Origin of the sequence: Bacillus sp. NTK071 (assembly GCF_017303315.1) — a bacterium.
Taxonomy (GTDB): domain Bacteria; phylum Bacillota; class Bacilli; order Bacillales; family Guptibacillaceae; genus Guptibacillus.
Map to the genome: position 1 here is coordinate 48,481 of NZ_JAFKOI010000008.1, position 18,054 is coordinate 66,534.

Annotated in this window: 19 protein-coding genes; 3 read left to right on the plus strand and 16 right to left on the minus strand. The window is 38.7% G+C overall.

Annotation, left to right across the window (positions count from 1 at the left end; all coding sequences use genetic code 11):
• Positions 1-5: 5 nt before the first annotated feature.
• The 10 genes from JI666_RS13535 to JI666_RS13580 form a co-directional block, all read right to left on the minus strand.
• Positions 6-608: a sugar transferase gene (locus JI666_RS13535; protein ID WP_206892728.1), complete on the minus strand. Its 603-nt coding sequence runs from the start codon at positions 606-608 to the stop codon at positions 6-8.
• Positions 609-646: 38 nt separating this feature from the next.
• Complete coding sequence (locus JI666_RS13540) at positions 647-1,705, minus strand: glycosyltransferase family 4 protein (protein WP_206892729.1); 1,059 nt, start codon at positions 1,703-1,705, stop codon at positions 647-649.
• Positions 1,706-1,719: 14 nt separating this feature from the next.
• Positions 1,720-2,967 carry an O-antigen ligase family protein gene (locus JI666_RS13545; protein ID WP_206892730.1) on the minus strand — a complete coding sequence of 416 codons (1,248 nt, stop codon included), beginning with the start codon at positions 2,965-2,967 and terminating at the stop codon, positions 1,720-1,722.
• A gap of 31 nt (positions 2,968-2,998) precedes the next feature.
• Positions 2,999-3,640: a P-loop NTPase family protein gene (locus JI666_RS13550; RefSeq protein WP_206892731.1), complete on the minus strand. Its 642-nt coding sequence runs from the start codon at positions 3,638-3,640 to the stop codon at positions 2,999-3,001.
• Positions 3,633-4,373 (minus strand): YveK family protein, encoded by a 741-nt coding sequence (locus tag JI666_RS13555; protein ID WP_206892733.1) that lies wholly within the window; start codon positions 4,371-4,373, stop codon positions 3,633-3,635. The genes JI666_RS13550 and JI666_RS13555 overlap by 8 nt, the downstream gene beginning before the upstream one ends.
• Before the next feature lie 255 nt (positions 4,374-4,628).
• On the minus strand, positions 4,629-5,612 hold the full coding sequence (locus tag JI666_RS13560; RefSeq protein WP_206892736.1) for a glycoside hydrolase family protein: 984 nt from the start codon (positions 5,610-5,612) through the stop codon (positions 4,629-4,631).
• A gap of 122 nt (positions 5,613-5,734) precedes the next feature.
• Positions 5,735-6,571 (minus strand): hypothetical protein, encoded by an 837-nt coding sequence (locus JI666_RS13565; protein WP_206892737.1) that lies wholly within the window; start codon positions 6,569-6,571, stop codon positions 5,735-5,737.
• Between the two features lie 209 nt (positions 6,572-6,780).
• Positions 6,781-7,260: a hypothetical protein gene (locus JI666_RS13570; protein WP_206892738.1), complete on the minus strand. Its 480-nt coding sequence runs from the start codon at positions 7,258-7,260 to the stop codon at positions 6,781-6,783.
• Between the two features lie 124 nt (positions 7,261-7,384).
• Entirely contained in the window at positions 7,385-8,197 is an 813-nt protein-coding gene (gene cysQ, locus JI666_RS13575; RefSeq protein ID WP_211201508.1) for a 3'(2'),5'-bisphosphate nucleotidase CysQ, read from the minus strand.
• Positions 8,198-8,393: 196 nt separating this feature from the next.
• Positions 8,394-9,458: an acyltransferase family protein gene (locus JI666_RS13580; protein ID WP_206892740.1), complete on the minus strand. Its 1,065-nt coding sequence runs from the start codon at positions 9,456-9,458 to the stop codon at positions 8,394-8,396.
• A gap of 271 nt (positions 9,459-9,729) precedes the next feature.
• Here JI666_RS13580 and JI666_RS13585 point away from each other — a divergent pair, with 271 nt between their 5' ends.
• The 3 genes from JI666_RS13585 to JI666_RS13595 all read left to right on the plus strand — a co-directional run bounded on the left by JI666_RS13585 (position 9,730) and on the right by JI666_RS13595 (position 10,415).
• On the plus strand, positions 9,730-9,948 hold the full coding sequence (locus JI666_RS13585) for a DUF1659 domain-containing protein (protein ID WP_206891294.1): 219 nt from the start codon (positions 9,730-9,732) through the stop codon (positions 9,946-9,948).
• 31 nt (positions 9,949-9,979) lie between these two features.
• The gene (locus JI666_RS13590; protein WP_206892741.1) at positions 9,980-10,198 is read left to right on the plus strand and encodes a DUF2922 domain-containing protein; all 219 of its coding nucleotides are present in this window, start codon (positions 9,980-9,982) and stop codon (positions 10,196-10,198) included.
• Positions 10,199-10,265: 67 nt separating this feature from the next.
• A complete protein-coding gene (locus tag JI666_RS13595) occupies positions 10,266-10,415 on the plus strand; it encodes a YvrJ family protein (RefSeq protein WP_206892745.1) in 150 nt (49 codons plus the stop codon).
• Between the two features lie 863 nt (positions 10,416-11,278).
• On the opposite strand, the gene JI666_RS13600 is transcribed toward JI666_RS13595, so the two are convergent.
• The 6 genes from JI666_RS13600 to JI666_RS13625 all read right to left on the minus strand — a co-directional run bounded on the left by JI666_RS13600 (position 11,279) and on the right by JI666_RS13625 (position 17,872).
• Positions 11,279-12,547: a glycosyltransferase family 4 protein gene (locus tag JI666_RS13600; protein WP_206892746.1), complete on the minus strand. Its 1,269-nt coding sequence runs from the start codon at positions 12,545-12,547 to the stop codon at positions 11,279-11,281.
• 7 nt (positions 12,548-12,554) lie between these two features.
• The gene (locus JI666_RS13605) at positions 12,555-13,646 is read right to left on the minus strand and encodes a peptidoglycan bridge formation glycyltransferase FemA/FemB family protein (RefSeq protein WP_206892753.1); all 1,092 of its coding nucleotides are present in this window, start codon (positions 13,644-13,646) and stop codon (positions 12,555-12,557) included.
• Positions 13,647-13,732: 86 nt separating this feature from the next.
• On the minus strand, positions 13,733-14,338 hold the full coding sequence (locus tag JI666_RS13610; protein ID WP_206892756.1) for a sugar transferase: 606 nt from the start codon (positions 14,336-14,338) through the stop codon (positions 13,733-13,735).
• A gap of 88 nt (positions 14,339-14,426) precedes the next feature.
• Positions 14,427-15,890 carry an oligosaccharide flippase family protein gene (locus JI666_RS13615; protein ID WP_206892765.1) on the minus strand — a complete coding sequence of 488 codons (1,464 nt, stop codon included), beginning with the start codon at positions 15,888-15,890 and terminating at the stop codon, positions 14,427-14,429.
• Between the two features lie 324 nt (positions 15,891-16,214).
• Positions 16,215-16,895, minus strand: coding sequence for an HAD family hydrolase (locus JI666_RS13620; protein ID WP_206892767.1), 681 nt, complete (start codon positions 16,893-16,895; stop codon positions 16,215-16,217).
• Entirely contained in the window at positions 16,889-17,872 is a 984-nt protein-coding gene (locus JI666_RS13625; protein WP_206892768.1) for an ATP-grasp domain-containing protein, read from the minus strand. The genes JI666_RS13620 and JI666_RS13625 overlap by 7 nt, the downstream gene beginning before the upstream one ends.
• Between the last annotated feature and the right edge of the window lie 182 nt (positions 17,873-18,054).

Sequence of the window (18,054 nt, forward strand, 5' to 3'; positions counted from 1 at the left end):
AAGTATTAAGCTTTTAACTTACGCTCCATATCAAAGTCCATTAGATGATCGCTTGGCACATCGACAATGTCTTCTTTTCGTAACACTTTCACAATTGTTAAAAGCATGATTTTCATATCTAACCAGATAGACGCATTCTCGACATACTCTACATCGATTGCAAACCGTTCATCCCACTTTAAGGTGTTCCGACCAGCTATTTGTGCAAGTCCAGTAATACCAGGTTTCATTTGATGTCGCTTACGTTCTCTCTCTGTATAGTAAGGTAGGTATTTGACTAGCAGAGGCCTTGGACCAACGATACTCATATCACCTTTTAGAACATTGACTAGCTGCGGGATTTCATCAATACTTAACTTTCTGATAATCTTCCCAAGTCTTGTTAGTCGAACGGAATCGGGCAGTAATTGCCCCTTCTCGTCTCTTGCATCAGACATCGTACGTAATTTATACACAATAAACACCTGTTCTTTGTAGCCGATCCTCTCCTGTTTAAATAAAATCGGCGAACCCAGCTTGAAGCGAATAAGAAGACAGGTCAACATAACGAGTGGAGACAGAATCAGAAGAATTAAAGCACTAAGAATTACATCAATTACACGTTTCATCACATCACTCCCTCTATGTCGTTCCTTATTAAGAACGATTATCTACGACTCACCTGAAGGTACTCTTCCATTGTGCGTTCCACCATTTTCTCCATTGAAAATTCGAACTCTACTTTCTTTCTCGCGCGTTGAGCTAATTCCCGACTCATTTCCTCATTATCAACTAAGCCAAGAATAATATCACAGAACTTTTTTGCACTATACTGCTGCACGAGGAAACCTGTTTCATTATGACTAATCGCCTCTTTCACACCACCAACATCCACAGAGAGAAGAGGAGTTCCTGTCGCCATAGCTTCAAGCATGACCATTGGAAACACTTCTTTCTTAGAGGTTAATAGAAGGAGATCCATTTCTTTTATGAATTCTTCGGGGTTCGACGTGTTACCAAGTAACGTAATATTGGTTAGTTCTAATGAGTTGATTTGTTTTGTAATGGATTCTTGTTCCGGACCATCTCCTGCAATATAGAACTTCAGATTCGGAACATCTTTTAGCTCATTTGCGATCTGGATAAAGAGCTGATGATTTTTCTCTTCAGATAACCTAGCTAATATGCCGATTTTATAGTAATCACCTTTTTGCTTTGAGCTAAAATAAAACCGCTCTAAGTCAACTCCATTATAAACAGTCGTTATCTTAGCTGCTTCCACACCTTTTTCAATTAAATTCTCTCTTTCAAATTCACTGACGGCGATCACCCGATCAACATAGGTATTGACGAGCTTAGCAAAAACCTTTGCGTATTTCTCAAGAGTCGTTACATTGTGCTTCGTATAAAGTATGGTAAAAGGGTGTTCCTTCCCGATTGTCATTTTAATGATACAAAGGTACATCACCATTCGTAGACTATTGGCATGAACCAAATGAATGTCACGCTGTAGAATCAAGCGCCGAATACTTGTCATGTTCTTTAAATGATTGGTCCGACTCATGGGATGAAAATTCTCTTTATGCTTAATATGGGATTGTAACTCCCCTGGACCTGCAGCAGTGTAAACCGTAAGATCTGGATCATGAACTTCATTCTCTAAACGACAGAAATAATTCTCTGCCCCTCCGTGAATCAGTTTGTCAGTCAGAATTAAGAGATTCATATTCTTTCCTCCCTTCAGGTTGTATGTAGCAAGCGAGCACTTTGGTTAACCGGTAGATCCGTAGTTCTTGGCTCAGTCTGAGAAAGATACGCTGATAGAATGGCCATGAACAGGAAGAACATATCATTGATAACGAGAGACAAAGACACCATTTGAAGAAGAAAGCCCATAAAGGTTAGGAACAAAAATGGTTTTGTGCGATACAGCCTGCTTTGAAGTAACTGTACGAACACAATTAAGATAAACAATAAGTAGAAAAACAGACCTGTTATTCCTGAATCAGAAAGAACTTCTAGGAACGTGTTGTGAACATAATGTGGTTCACCATAATCAAAGAAATTATAGTCAGAGAAATTAAAAGCACCTAACCCTAGCACCATATGAGAAGAGAAATAATCGATGGCTCTCCCCCACAGTTCAAACCTTCCGCTCCCACCATCACTAGATAAATCATCCACGCGGGATGCTACAAGACTGAACACATCGAACTTCAATTCTACGATGGCGATATATGCCATAATTCCAAGTGAAGCAATGACTCCACCGAGAAGCTTTAGCTGCTCCATCGGCTTATTCGTAGCTGCGTACAGTAGGAAAATCAAGATTAATGCAACTAAACCTCCTCTAGAAAAAGTTAAAATCGATGTGGTTAAACAAAGAAATAGTCCAAACTTGTTTTTTAGGGAATGCCTATAGCAAAGAAAGTAAGCAAAGAAAAGCGTATTATAGAAAACAAAGAAGTTAGGATCCTGGAGAAGGCCGATTAGTCGAGGGTAGCCACGATCAAGTAACACCCCTACAGAAGTAATCCCATCACCATCCCAAACAAAATTCTGCAACTTTAAACCGATTACGTAGAGAATTAAGCTAACAATATTGAAGACGATGCCTGCATAACCAATGGCACTTTCAATGATTGTATCTTTGGTCTGGCCGATTATATCTTTAATAATCACATAACAAATCATATATAATACAATTCCAAACACCATTCGAAAGCTCGATAATGAGTAAAGAGCAAATGCGCCAGAGTACATATAAATGAAGTAGAAAAGAAAAAAGGAGATCTCAAACAAGTGAAAACGGTAAAATCGAAAAGAAAGGATATGAACACAGAAGAAAAGTAGACAGAGAATCATATAAGGCTTGATCGCAAAGCCAACATAAATGTTATACCTGCCCATCGTCACCAAAACAATTAAAACAAATAGCGTAATATTTGTTCTATGTTTGGAATGTGTATCTCCGATCTCCATCATCATCCCTCCCCCTAAGATCAATCCCTGCTCTATTTTAACGCGGTTGATAAACCATACCAGTAATCTCAATGCCCGCTGTTTCCATATCCCTTTTCAACTGTCGAATTCTACTCTTTTTATCTTTGTGTTGTTTAACAACGACCATGACATCATCACAAATCGCTGCCAAAAGTTGAACTTCTAAGTATGTTAAATAGGATGGTGATTCAATCACTGTTACTTCACTAATTGACCTAAGCTGTTGTTTAAGTAAAGTGAGATTCTCCATTCGCCAGCTGTCGATCTGGTTAACGGAAGGCGTACCTAATGGTAAAAAGGATAAATTCTTTATTTTAGTAGGATGGACATACCTTGCAACATTGCCTCTATGCAGAGCATTTGTTAACCCAAACGTTATTTTCTCATCAAGCCATTTATGGAGAACAGGTCCGCTGAAATTCCCATCTATTAGAATGGTGTTCTTACCTTGATCAGCAAATGACTTGGCCAAATCAAGTGAGACAAATGAATCACTTAAAGAATGGTCTGGAGTTGTAATCAAAATACTCCTGTGGTTCGTAATGGTATTTTTCTCGAGCTCACTTCTAATCACTTTTATTTGATTCGCCCTTAATCGGTGGCGAGCTGCTCCTTTCATTGCTTTACTATGCAATTTCTCTTTCATCAAACTACGCACGAAGTTCGCCTCCCTTTTGGTCCCTCACATCAACATCCATTTTCTTATTCCTAGAGAACATTCGCTTCCTTACTTTTGTATCGACGAAATCTAATTCACCTAATACCCGTAAACCAAGCTGTGTTCCAAGTTCTCCGCTATTCGTGACTGTATCATCAAAATGTTCTCTTAGAAGTGCAACGCCAATGCCCATAAATAGTCCAACTGCAAAACCGATTACAATATTAACGATTGGATTATCGACTCGAGTGAGTTTTGTTTCCCCCTCATTATTACTAAGTAGCTCAATCTGGTTAACTTTCAGTAACTTCTCCATCTTCTCAACCGAGGTTGATGCAATAGCATGCGCTAATTCTTGCGCCTTTTCTGAATCTTGTCCTCTTGCAATAACATTAATAATTTGAGAGTTCCTTGTATTTTGGACAGAAACACTATCCTCTATCTCATCATTTTTAAATCCGTATTTGGACTCTACGGTATTATCTACAATTGGACTTCCGATGAAGTCCATAGTAGATGCAAGAAGGCGTTCAATCTGCTGACTGTCCATACCTGTTCCGTCATTAGTAAGTGTTCCAATTAAGATATACTCAGTTGCTTGGTAAGTAGGTTTAATCAGGTAAATGGATGCAACAATAGCAATCGATAATACAACTAGCGTAGTTACCAAAATCGACATATACCTTCTTCTCAGAATCTCAAAGAACTGTTTTAAATCCATTCTCTGATCCATAGTGACCTCCTAAATAAATGTCATGGTTCCGCTTTCCGTTCTTTTTAGAGAACTCTAACACAAGTATAATCCCCTCCTCTTCGTAATGGAAGGGCTAAAGATTTCTAAATATGCGCAAAAACAGTGGTTTTTCCTTTACTATCTACCATTTTCATAATCTAGCTTCGTTTCTCATAAAGAACAAAAATAGTTCATAATGTTCATTATATAATACATAAAGATGGGTTATTTTTCCTAATAACCGCTTTTAAACACTTATTTATACATATTCCTAGTTCCTGAATTCATAAATTGTTCATGGGGCAGATTGAAATTAAGGTCATTATCAGCTGACTGCGATGTTAATTCAATTAATGGCCCTTCATTTTTGGCAAGATGTGCATCCCATACAACACCGTTCAGTTGATTCGCCGAACCGCTAATTACAATTGCCTTTTGCGTTACTTCTGATACTTGAATTTGGAGCTGATTAAATTGGTTACCCGACGTTTCATTTGGTACGGTCACCTGCCCAATCAGTTGAATACATCGCACACAATCATCAATGGTTATATTCGTAAATCGATTACCATTAATCCATGTATAGTGATCACTTATCTTATTTGTCTTTGCCTCCAAACGGATACCCTGATTGAAACCAACAATACTTACATCAGAAATGTTCACGAAACTAATGTAATCACCTGGCTTACTAGCTGTTAGAGCTAAAGCCGTACCTTTATGAGAACCACTCGAATTAAACAGCGTTACGTTATGCACTCTCGTTCTCTCTGTTGACCAATTCTTCTGATTCCCCTCAATTGAAATAATTTCCGAGTTGAATTTAGATGTTGATACTTCTATAATTCCGTTAGTAAGTGAGGCATTCCGCTTCAATTCAAAGGCACGAAAATTCCCTTCAATATACACTTTCGTATTCTGATCAAACTCTAGCTCCACATTCTCACGAACCACAATACCCTCTGTTAAAATATAAGATTTATTTCCTGACAACCTTACTTTACCAATGGTTGACTCCGCACTGTAATCGATTGCTGCTTGGATCGCTGCTGAATCATTTGCCGAATCCTCTCCATTTGCTCCAAACTGTTCAACAGTTACAAACGTTTCCCCTTGTTCGCCAGGACCTGTAACGGAGCTTGCTGGACTACTATTATTCTTTATCCCAATCCACCCAATAAGCAATGCAATCATCACAAAACATAGAACAGTAGAGACTAATGTCGTTCGCTTCTCCATGCCTTTCTCCCTTCATTCGTTCGTTATATAAGTACTTTCTATCACATATATCGTATTCCCTCTTTCAAAATGGATTCCCAATAGAAAAAGACCATCCGATTCGGATGGTCTGGAGTAAACTTCTATAGAATTTCTTTTCTGTTATTTCTTCCATTATCCGTAATACGAGAAAGTGGAACATTTCTAATCGCAAACAAGTTATAGGAACTAGTCGAGGTGAATTGAACAAGAGAACGATTATGAGGAATATTTGATAGATCCCATGCCATCCCACCAAAAACGTTATACTGCCCATTAGACAAAAGAATATTTGTCGTCGCGCTCGACAACTGAATTTGAAGATTATTAAACGTATTCCCACTACACTCATACGGGATGGTCTCACCTGAAACCAATGAAATACACTTCGCACAATCATCGATCACAATATCATTGAACGTATTGGCATTCACATAGCTAAAGCCACCTTGTGTCTGAACCGCCTGAAGAAAAATTCCAATATTTAACCCAACTAGCTTCACATTTTCAAATGGAACAAATGAGATTTCATGACCAGGTCCATTTGCATAGAGATGTAAGCCCGTCCCCTTATGAGAGCCACTCCAGTTCACAATAGTCGTATCTTTCACCTGTGTCTTAAACCAAGAATTATAATACTTATACTTTCCATCTAGATAGATAACGGGGGAATTAAAGGCACGATCGTTAATGGCAATATAAGCACCAATAAGAGAAGAATTTCTCTGTAACTCAAGCACTCGGAAATTACCGGTAACAATAAATCGTGACCCATAACTAAATTGAAGGAGAACACCTTCCTTAATCACAATTGGTCCTGTAATCGAATAATCTCGATCAATCAGCTCAACAGATTTCACATTATTATCAGCAGCATAGTCAATCGCTGCTTGAATCATGTCCGTATCATTAGCTGCAGAAAAGTTATCTGCTCTTACCAAATTAAAACCCTCCCTTTCTATGAACCGAGGCACTACCAGTAATGTGCTCTCTTTACATATTATGTTAGAGACAAGCGTCTGACAGGCTTAATGCCTAATAAAGAGGGGTTTCTAAATAAAATGGGTTAGACTTAAATAGAATAAGCGCTATACCATAAACAGGTATAACGCTTGTTTTCATAGTTCTAATTTTTACTTTCAGACCACTTTTACTTTTTTAACTCAACCCCATGCTCCTCCGCCAACACACTAACATCCGCCTGATAATCCCTCATCATCTTACCAGCTTCCTGTAACTTCGCATTCGCAGCATCCATCTCACTATAATCCTGATGCTCAATTGCACTAACAACACCTAGAAAAGCACTGTGCTGAAGATGAAGAGCGTCAATGTAGTTCTCATGAATTTCCCGTAATTCACTTGTTTCCACTTCAACCTTCTGTACCCGATCAATATAGCCTACATATTGGGGGATTACTTCTGCTGTCAGCGTCTGATATGTGATGGAATCATCTTGGTGATTTGGTCCAATCACACTATCATACAAATCGATAATCGCCGTCTCCTCATCCACAAGAGCAGGCATTTCATCATTCACATAGTGAAGAAGATCTTCTTGGACCGGATCTGAACATCCTACCAGAGCAAGTAAAGCTATGAACCCCGCTAACAACCATATCCTTCTCATATGAACACCCCCCTGCTTACTTTATTAAAATAGGAGGGAGTCCTATACCCACTATTCCAGTCATTTAATTTTATATGTTGAGCGATACGAATGACTTTAATCAAACGTTTAATTAAAAAACAGCCTAAAGATTGAATCCATCTCTTCTAACGATAAACCACGGGTTCAATAAATTTTGTTTATTATACATAAGTGGTTCACCTGAATAAGGCTGCGTAACAGTCCCACCAGCGCATGTCACAATTGCATGACCAGCAGCAGTATCCCATTCCATTGTTGGTGCAAAACGAGGATAAACATCAGCCGTTCCTTCCGCTACAAGGCAAAGTTTAAGGGAGCTTCCTGCTGATGTAATGTCAATCTCTCCAACTTTTTCTTTCACCATATTAAGGTATTCTTCTGTTTCCTTTGAAAGGTGTGAGCGGCTTGCCACGGCTGAGATTTGCTTTTCTTTCTTATTTAGAGGTAACTTCATAGCTGCTTTTGTGAAACCGTCACCCACCTTTTTTCGTTTTTGGGTTGCTTTCTCCAATTTAAAAGAACCTAATCCTTTCTTAGCGACATATAACGTATCAAGCACAGGCGCATAGATCACTCCTAGCACCGGGTGACCCTGATGGATTAGCGCAATATTAACCGTGAATTCTCCGTTCCGTTTAATAAACTCTTTCGTCCCATCTAACGGATCTACAAGCCAGAAGTACGTCCAGTCTTTTCTGTCTCCATACTCTAAATGTTTTCCTTCTTCGCTAAGAATTGGAATGCCTGGATTTAATGCTTTAAGACCTTTCACAATCGTTCCATGTGATTGTTGATCTGCTAATGTAAGTGGAGAATCATCTTTCTTGCTCTGCACCTTCAAATCTTTAGAACCATAGACTTCTAGTATTTTAGCTCCTGCTTCAAGAGCGACCGATATAATTTCTTCTAACTTCAATTTCTCTAAAATCGAAACACACCTGCCTTCAATTCACTTTATAATTTCTAATCATTGTATAAACTATTCACCTTCGGATCCATTCGTGTAGGTTGTCCACACTCTTTCTAACTATATAACAAAAAAAGCCCCGTAGAATGGGCTCTTACTCTCTTATCATTCAGTTAAACAAACGTTTATTTAACCTCATCATGACTCAGTTCACACTTAATTCTTTCGTCTTCATTGTATAAGGATGAGAAACAGGGTCTTTCTCAGCTCCATCCTTCCCCGTATACAATGTCATGGCTTTATTAATAAAAACGGATGTTCCAAGCACAATGGCAAAAACAAGTACGAAATATTCCATTCTGAACATCGCACCAGGTAGCACTGTCGACGTGACAAAAAGTACTAGAGGAAAGATGAGATAAACTCCGAACACATTCTTTCCGATCCCAGTTAAAAATAAATCTAGCAGAATCACTTTTTTAACAGAGTCATACATCGCTAGTAGCGAGACTGTAATCAATGGAATTGTAATCATCACTGTCCAACTGTTACTGCCAACTGCTTCCGTTGCTTGAATGTCATAAACCACAAAACACATTAAGCCTACAAAGCTCACATAGCCTCCCCAGTTAAGCTTCTTCGAAATAGCTTGAACAAGTTCCCCATGTTGAGCAAGGAATACACCAAACACAAAGAAGAAAATCCACTTTACTAAGATGGCTTTCTGTCCAAAGATTTGTGCCACCGTGTTAGCCGCGTCAGGTGAATAGAGAAAGAGAAAATAAGCATTCACGACGAAGGAAATAATCAACAGAATTGTCCACCCCATCTTCGTACGAACGAGTTGAAATAGTGGGAAGACCAAATACAGCTGAAGTACGGCTGCAACGAAATATAAATGATAGAAGGAGTTGCCCATTACGAAATCAAGAATGTGTGTTTTCCATCCTGTAAACACTGAAACTTCCATCACGATTTTAGTAATAGCAAGATACAGAATACTCATTCCTACAAAAGGGAGAACAATTTTGACGAATCCTACTTGATAGAATCGCTTTCGATCATATCCTACACTTCGCTCTAGAATCACAAATACCATCCCGACAATTACCGCAAGCATCGCAACACCTGGTTGATCAAGCTCGTAAGGAAATGCAGTGATTGATGCTTCGCTAGAAAACATGTTGAGAACATGAACGAGTAATATACCGATACAGGTAATAGCACTTACAAAATAGATCATTTTCATCTCTTGATTCGTTTTCTGCATGAGCTCACATCCTGGTCTGATTTGGCTTTATTCTTTCATTATAAAGATGCCAAGCTCGTTTTGGAGAGATATTGGGTAATCTTTACAAAACATTAACAGCTCTGTCATGAATCTTACAAGATTAGCCCCGCTTTAGTTGAATAAACCATAATATGCACTCTGGAGAGAACTCTCTTCAGGGTGCTTTTTATCGCAACTAAAATTTATTTTTAACCGAATGCCCCTTTTCCCATTTTCAAAACGATATATAGGGTGAAAGGAGGTGATCAACATGGCAACAGCATCTCTCATGAACACGCAGCTTCGTATGGTACTTGAAACTGGCGTTGACGAGAACGGCAAATCAATCTTCCGCAGCAAGAACTTCAACAACGTGAAGCCTTCCGCAACACCTGATGCGCTTTTCGCTGTCGCACTTGCGCTAGCACCGCTTCAGCAGCACAACTTATTTGCGGTCGAGCGCAATGACTCATCTGATCTACAAGCGTAATCCCAATTAATAAGAAAGGAGGTTAAATACTATGCCCAAAACACTTGAACTTCAATTCAACACTCGTGACAACAAACCATTCTCTATTACGCTAAGCGATCCAGTTGAACCGGTTAACCCAGCAGCAATCGCAGCCGCAATGGACGCCATCATCGCACAGAACTGCTTTACAACAAGCGGTGGAGATGTAACAGCTAAGAAAGGCGCACGACTCGTTGAACGTAACGAGAATGAGATCGTAATCAGCTAATTGACCTAAGGAAGGGCATTTGTCCTTCCTCTTTCATAAGTTCATAAACGAACAAGGAGGGAAAACGATGGAGTCCTGGATGTCACTCATCAGCGATGTTGGCTTTCCGATTGTGGTGACGCTTTACTTACTACATCGCATTGAAGGAAAACTCGACACGTTGAACGATACAATTCTGCAGCTACCAGATCAGTTGAACGCTCGAAGTTCGGATTAGGTAAGAGATTAAAGCTTGAATAAGAAGAGGTTCAATAGACAAGGCGAACCTCTCCATTCCTTTCTATCGCTATACATACCCAACTTCATATCGAACAATGGCTTCCACCTCTTATTTAAAATAAGAGTCTGCGAGGTTTCTTAAGGTGTGCCGTTGTTCAGAACGTGGAAAGCCTACCACACGTTTCAAAACTAAACTTGTCAGGTTAGCTGGAGCCAATGCAGAAAATTCAGCGTTCCCACATCCCCGCATTTCCCGGTTTATGTGGTGGGAAGCTATGGCGAGAACGGCCCTTATAACGGTTCGGTATGGTAACCAGGCGTACTACGGTACGGGTAGCAGCGCATAGATGACGACGCACATTGGACTGGTTTAATGTGTAGAAAGTGCGCTGTTGAAGAAATTCAAGCGTTCAAATCGGGTGATACGGTGGAAACCTCAGGAAGGTCTCAGTATACTTCAGTATGAGCGGACGGCTGCTTTTACAGTGCTGATGCTTTTTTGTCAGTGCTGTAAAGGTAGTCATTCTCTGTCCAATGTTTCCTATCCAGTCTAGTGCCTTCAGTCGTTAAGGAGCACGAAAGCAAACAGCTTGGAACGGTTTATCTATTACAGAGTAAGTGCAGCATAATCTACTAGATTAAAATAAGTAGATAGAGAAAAGGTTAGGCAATAAGCGAAGCGCCCTGGTTGAAAAGAAGGGGGGAGCGGATCAGATTTTGACGTTGGTTTTAGAGTACTGGAGTACGGCGTTAGTATATAACAAATGGATTACCATTCTTTTAATGGAAAAGGCAGTAGCTAATCAAACGTTTGATTAACCACTGCCCTGGTATTTTAAATAATAGAGCTACTACTGAACGTTATCGTATAGAAACACCTTCCACTACCGAATAAATCTCTTGGTAACTCGTTCTTCGATCAAACTTCTCTTCAGCTAGCTTCCTAGAATTAGCTCCAAATGCTCTTCTTAAATCACTATCATTGTAAAGAGATTCAATGAGATCCGCTAGTGTATTCGCATCTCCAGGCGCGTAATTGTAACCTAATTTTCTACTAGTTACGATGTCACAAAACTCTTTGTTCTGACTGCTGTTTAAAATCGGGAGCCCAGCTGCAACATAATCTCCAATCTTGTTCGTGATACTTTGTTGCGCCCCTTTGCTGATGGCATTTGCAGCAACGTCGGATCGGACGAGGGTGGGAATCATTTGTTCATACGATAAATGACCCATGAAATCTACCGGTGCATCCAGTTCAGTTGCTAATTCTTCGTATTTGGCTCTAAACGGACCATCACCCATTACTTTAAAAACGATATGATCAAATCCTTTTTTCTTAAGCTTTGCTACAGCTCTTATAACCGTTGGAATATCATAGCTGTAGCTGAACGTTCCAACATAGGTAATCCAAAACTCGTTCTGTTTCTTCATTACTTTCAGAGCTTTACAGGAATCGAAATGATTAAGATCTGTTCCAATGTAAACTGGTAGGAAGTTCTTAGCATGATCATTCACCTTTTCAACACGTGCAATATAACTTTGCGATACCCCTACAACTGAATCAGCTAGTTTATAAATTCGATTAGCGTACATTGTTAATGGATACAGCAAGGTATCTGTCAGCGGGTCTGGAAATTTCAGCGTGTTTTTAATAGATTCTGGCCATACATCCTGAATATCGAGAATAAACGGTATTTTGTTCCGTTTAGCAAACTTTCCTACTTCGTATGCAGCGCCCATCATTGGATACGCACAATAAATGACATCTGGCTTAATTTCAATTACGTTCAAATATGCTGTAAGCTGCTTGGCAAAATGCCTGTGGCTCCATATCCGATCAAATCCAACGTTTTTGGTATAACCTAACTCTGGAATAATGACTAGGTTGTATGGAAACGACCGTTCAGAGATCGCTTTCTGATCTCTAAATTTCTTTTCTCTATGCTTGAAACTACTCGTTACCAGGGTGACGTTATGACCGATTTCACTAAGTTTATTTGCGATATAGCTAAACCGATTAAATCCCTTTTCTCCAGGTAAATTCGTAAACGGTGCAACAAGGAGAACATCTTTTTTGGTTGAGATCAAGGCTTCATCCATCCCTTCTTTGTATGATGGCCGTACACGCAACTTCCCACTACCTTCTCATGGTACTAACCTGCGACAAATCAGAATGGCGGTAGACTGGAAAATAACCCTGACATTGTTCAGGAATAGAAGCAGCAAGTTCTTTATAGATTGATTCATTGTGTACCTGCTTCCCAATATAGAATGGCAGTGCTCCATTCTTATTAAAGTGCTTCTTGAACTTGTACAAACTATCATCATTTCCAGCATATCCACCTCCTAAATGCATGGCTTTGAACCCTTGCTTCTTGGCCCATTGAACCATGTAATCTATAACCAAATTGTTCGTGGCTAGACGTAAATACTCATGATCAGATCCTAATAAATGATAATGAATATACTCATCTCCAAGTATAAAAATAACCGACATAACGACTTGCTCATCTTCTGTCACGACTTCAATCAACTCTACGTTTTCTCCTAATAGTTCAAGCGTATTTTGAAAGTAAGTATCGGTAAAATAATAATATTCTTTAGCCCCTGTTCTCTCCATTGTCGAGTTATAAAGTCTGAGGAGATCTTGCCGTTCGTTTCGATTTCGGTGCTGAATTCGTAAGTCATAACATTTGGATTTTCGAATTCGATTTCTGTTTTTCGTATCGTAATTCGCCCAAATCTCTTCATATTCTTTTGTTAAATCAACATAAATCGTATCTCTTATATGGGCTTTCTTAACCCCACCAAAGTAGTCTTGATTTTGATACAGAGGATGAAACCGAATAAATTCCGTAATGATTTGAGCGTTCTTACAATAGTCACGAAATGAGTGTGTGAATCGTGGCAGAAAATCCTTTAATCTCGCTTTATCCTTTACGTTAGTTAATGGACCTCCATAACCATAGGGTGTTGTAATATCATAGAGCTTTCCGTATTTTTGAGTAACTTGCCTTAGGTGGGGTAACGTTGTTAAATCTCTTAACAAATACGGATAAAACACAAAGTCCTCTCCTTCTTCGTAAAGATAAGCCTGTGCAAGACCATCACCATTTTTCTCATGAATCTCACAATATTCGGGGGTGAAATAGACATCCTTTTGATCCAAACGATTTAGATATTCATGCCATTCCTTTTTGTCAGTAAGACCGAATAATTGTTTTCCCATGAAATCCTCCCAATGATTCGAGTCGATAACGTCAATAGGCTATGTCTGATCCTCAAGTATGTAGTGGCATAACCGTTATCTTATCCTCATGAATTAGCGCTTTTCCGTTCCGTATCAAAATTCAGCATATGATTCCCCGGATCCTCAACGACATCCTCTCGCTTTAACACTTTCACAATAGTTAACGTAATAATTTTGAAATCGAACCATAATGACCAATTCCTAACATAGTGAACATCCAATGCCAGTCGTTCGTCCCATCCAAGATGATTTCGTCCTGTGATTTGAGCGAGCCCTGTTATACCAGGTCTCACATCGTGCCGTTTTCGTTCATTTTCAGTGTAGTAAGGTAGGTATCTTGGAAGGAGTGGTCTTGGTCCTACAAAACTCATATCGCCTTTTAACACATTGACGAGCTGTGGAAGTTCATCTATGCTTAAACGTCTTAACACCCGTCCAAATGGAATTAGCCTTTCTGAAGACGGCAGAAGCTTTCCGTTATCATCACACTCATTGGTCATCGTTCTGAATTTATAAATCGTAAACGGTTTTTCTTTGTAGCCGATTCGCTCTTGCTTATAAAGAATCGGTGAGCCGATCTTAGCTTTAAGAAGGATGCTCACTCCTAGGATGATTGTTGATAATAGCAGAATAATAAACGTACTCCCCAGTACATCAACTAATCGTTTCATGTTCCTTTCCCCCTAACCCCTTTCGTTTCTTATAAAGAACGATCGTGTATGATTATGATTCATCTGTGCCACTTTGGATATAGATTGATCACAACCCGTCTACCCTCTCAGAACTCCTTACCTTCCCTCTTTGAATCAATCCTTTGTTCGTTAGGTAAGAGAAAAGCGAGTGATTCAATTGTTTATCTAACAAGATATAGATGCCAATGATGACATATTGAGTGACCGCTGCGAGAATCGGAAGGCCGTTGAACACCAAGTCGCATAAAACTAGGCTTCCTAGAAGAATCGTAATGAATGGAATCATTCTCTTTCCTATAAACGACCGATTCGGTGCCACAACCCAAAACCCTAGAAACGCAACTACTTCAATCAGAATACAGGCCCATGCTGCTCCAATTAATCCGAAGCTTTGACTCAACATCCAATAGAAAATAGCTGCCCCTATCACAGCAAGTGATTGTACAATCATTCTTTGAGTTTGACGAGCTCTTGTTGTTAATCCATCAGCTAATGCAATTGTAATTCCTTGAAGAAATAAAACGATGGATATAATCTTCAATAAACTTGCTGCACTAACCCATTCAGATCCAAATAACAATTCAATAATAGGTGTTGCGAAATAATAGAGGGGCACCGTCATTGCCATACCAACTAACCCCATGATTTTCATTTGAAGCATGTTTAACGACTCATGTTCTTCTATGTGGTTGCTATTGTAATAACGGAATAGAACTGGATAAAAAGCGCCTGCCACAATGAAAGGAAGCTGAAGAAGTGCTTGCGGAATCCGATAAGCGACTGCAAAAAGGCCAACTTCAGCAAGAGATACCGTTTTCTCTAGTAGAATCGGACCTAGCTGCGGTAGAATAACAAATAGCAATCCAGTCACTGTGAAGGATAAAAGCTGATCGAACAATCCTTTGTGGAACGAGCAGCGAAGCGGTATTCTCGTATACTTGAGAACCAGGAATATTCCCATTAAACCTGATAATAAATACGATAAACCATATGCCGAGTAAACGATATAAGGATGCCAGTTAAAGATCATACCAATCGTAATCGACAGAACAAGTAAGAGAGAGGAAGTAATCCTGATAATCCCTGAGAATTGCATTTTTTCAACAAGCTGAAAGTATGTGGATGAAATACTCTGCATAGAGACGCCAATAACAAAAGGAATAATAAGAAAGTAAGACGTCTTAAGTAGCATCGTATCTTCTGAGTGAAGCGATTGAATAATGATAAACCCAACAATAAATGTAGCTAGTAAAAGAATGAAACGCAATTTAATATAGGACGACATGACAACACCGATATCCGCTTTTTCCTTCGACCCTTCACGCAAAACAATCTTACTTAATCCTGCATCAGTAAAGTAGGCCATAATCATCGCAAAAGCGAGCGCAACACTGAACATCCCATAATTAGAAGATTTAAGATAAGATGCGAGAACAATTAATGCCCCAGCATTTAACGCACTTGCAAGAGCCGTACTATAGAATAGGTGAAGAATGTTCATCGCTATTGAATTTCCGTTCGGCTTTTTCATATTAAGGCCACCTTATTTAAATGAATGTAGTTAAGATCCTTTATCGTTTACCATCACCTCTATACAAAGCATTTTTTATATTCTCTCTATTACTTTGAATCGTTCTTTTTAGAGAACTATAGTGTAAGTATAAAGACCCAAGAGTAGTTTGGGAAATTCTGTTTTTGCTTAAATAACCGCAGTTTAGAGGTTATTACTTCCATTAACTACTCTATTCTCTTGTAACCTTCTTTTTACTTACACAACAAAACTGTTCACTATATGACACATTCGTACAATTCTCTCAAGAATTAATCACCGTATAACGAGCGTTATGAAGTACCTTCATTCAAACAACGCCATTAATTCCCACAGTGATTTAATAGCATATTGCGCTTGGAATTCTAGTCCATACGAAACATCTGCACCCTGGTAGATCCCTTTTTCTCTCTCAATATGAACAGTCTTCATTCCTAATTTGTTTGGCGCAACAAAATCTTTACTTACATTATCACCAACATACACCATTTCTCCATAGTCTAGCTTAAGTCTATTTTTCATCATCTCATAGGCTTTTGCATGAGGTTTCCAGTATTCACTTCCTATTTCATCGGTTAATATAATCTCATCAAAAAACTCTAACCGACCAACAGCTCTCAACTTTTGCTTCTGCGCATTTGCATAGCCATTTGTAATAATCCCCATTTTTATACCTTTATTCTTTAAAGCTAGTAAACAAGGCAACACATCAGAATAGTAAGCGATCACTGGATCATGATTACGGTATTCTTGGACGAGATCGGTGATCATCTCGTTTGTATATGTTCGCTCCAACCGCTCATACAATCTATTAAACACATTTTGAGGACATTCATGAAATAGTTCCATCAAAATCAATTTAATTTCCATTGAATCTTCTTGAAATTGATTACTTAATAGTTGTGATACGTGTGAATAGCCGCTTTCAATGTATTGATATTCAGAAATTAACGTATCATCTAAATCAAAAATGACGGCTTTCACCATTGGACTGGCTGCATATTTTCATCTAAACAAATGCTACTATCAAATCGAACAAACGTCAGGTTGTCTCTATAATCTTCGTGATACGTTAGTTCTTGACCTAGTAGTAATCTAAAAAGATTTTCAGTGGAATCAGCACCAGATTGAATGCTCATAGGTGCACCACCACCAAATCGTGGATTGATCTCAATAAATTCAATCCCTTTTACTGTCTTCATTACTTGCACTGTAATATGACCAATTGGTTTAAGTACTTCCATTAAGGTAATCACTTCGTTTATAACTTCTCTATCCTTGATGATCTTTCCTTTGGATATTTCACCACTTCGTGTAGCGATTCTTAATCGTGGTACAACAGAAACGACGCTACTATTGAAGTCTAGAAATACATCAATCGTGAACTCGTCACCTTCCATATAATCTTGAATCAAAGGGTCGCGAACGATACTTAGAGCATTTTGCAACTCATCAAGAGTAGTCACTTTAAATGTATTAACACTAGAACTTCCTGATTTGGGTTTAATAAAAAGTGGAAATTCGTAGGTCCCAGTATTGATTTCTTCAAGAGAATACATTTTAGGAATCTGAAATTGATTCTTCTCGAGGAATAATTGTGTGTTGATTTTATCTCTACAAATCTTAATAACATTTGCATCCGAAATAAGTACTTTAGCTCCTGATTTTTCTTCAATCAACGATCTATTTTCCGCAAGCAACAATAAATCTGTATCAATTGTAGGAACAATTAGTGCAATCTTTTCCTTTAAGCAAGCATCAATAATAGCTTCCACATAATTTGGTTCGGTGATTTTTGGTAGCTTATAAGCTTTATCAGCAAGATATAAGGCTGGCGCAGTATCAGAACAATCTGCGGCAACAATTGTACTTTGAACAGTTAACTTCTTCGCTGCTTTTTGAAAACTTTGAACCAGTTCCACTCTTCTTCCAGCACTTAGAATTAAGATATTGATTTCATCCATATTATTCTCCTCTTTACTGCCTCGACCTCTTACTACGACAGTTCTAAATGAAAAAATGATTAACTAGTTAATATTTTCAATCTATTATACCGTCTACCCTCTCAATTGTTTAGTTTGAAATACATATATTCTGAGATCGTGACTTCCTAACTATTAGAAAAGTCACTTGGTTTTTTTCTAAG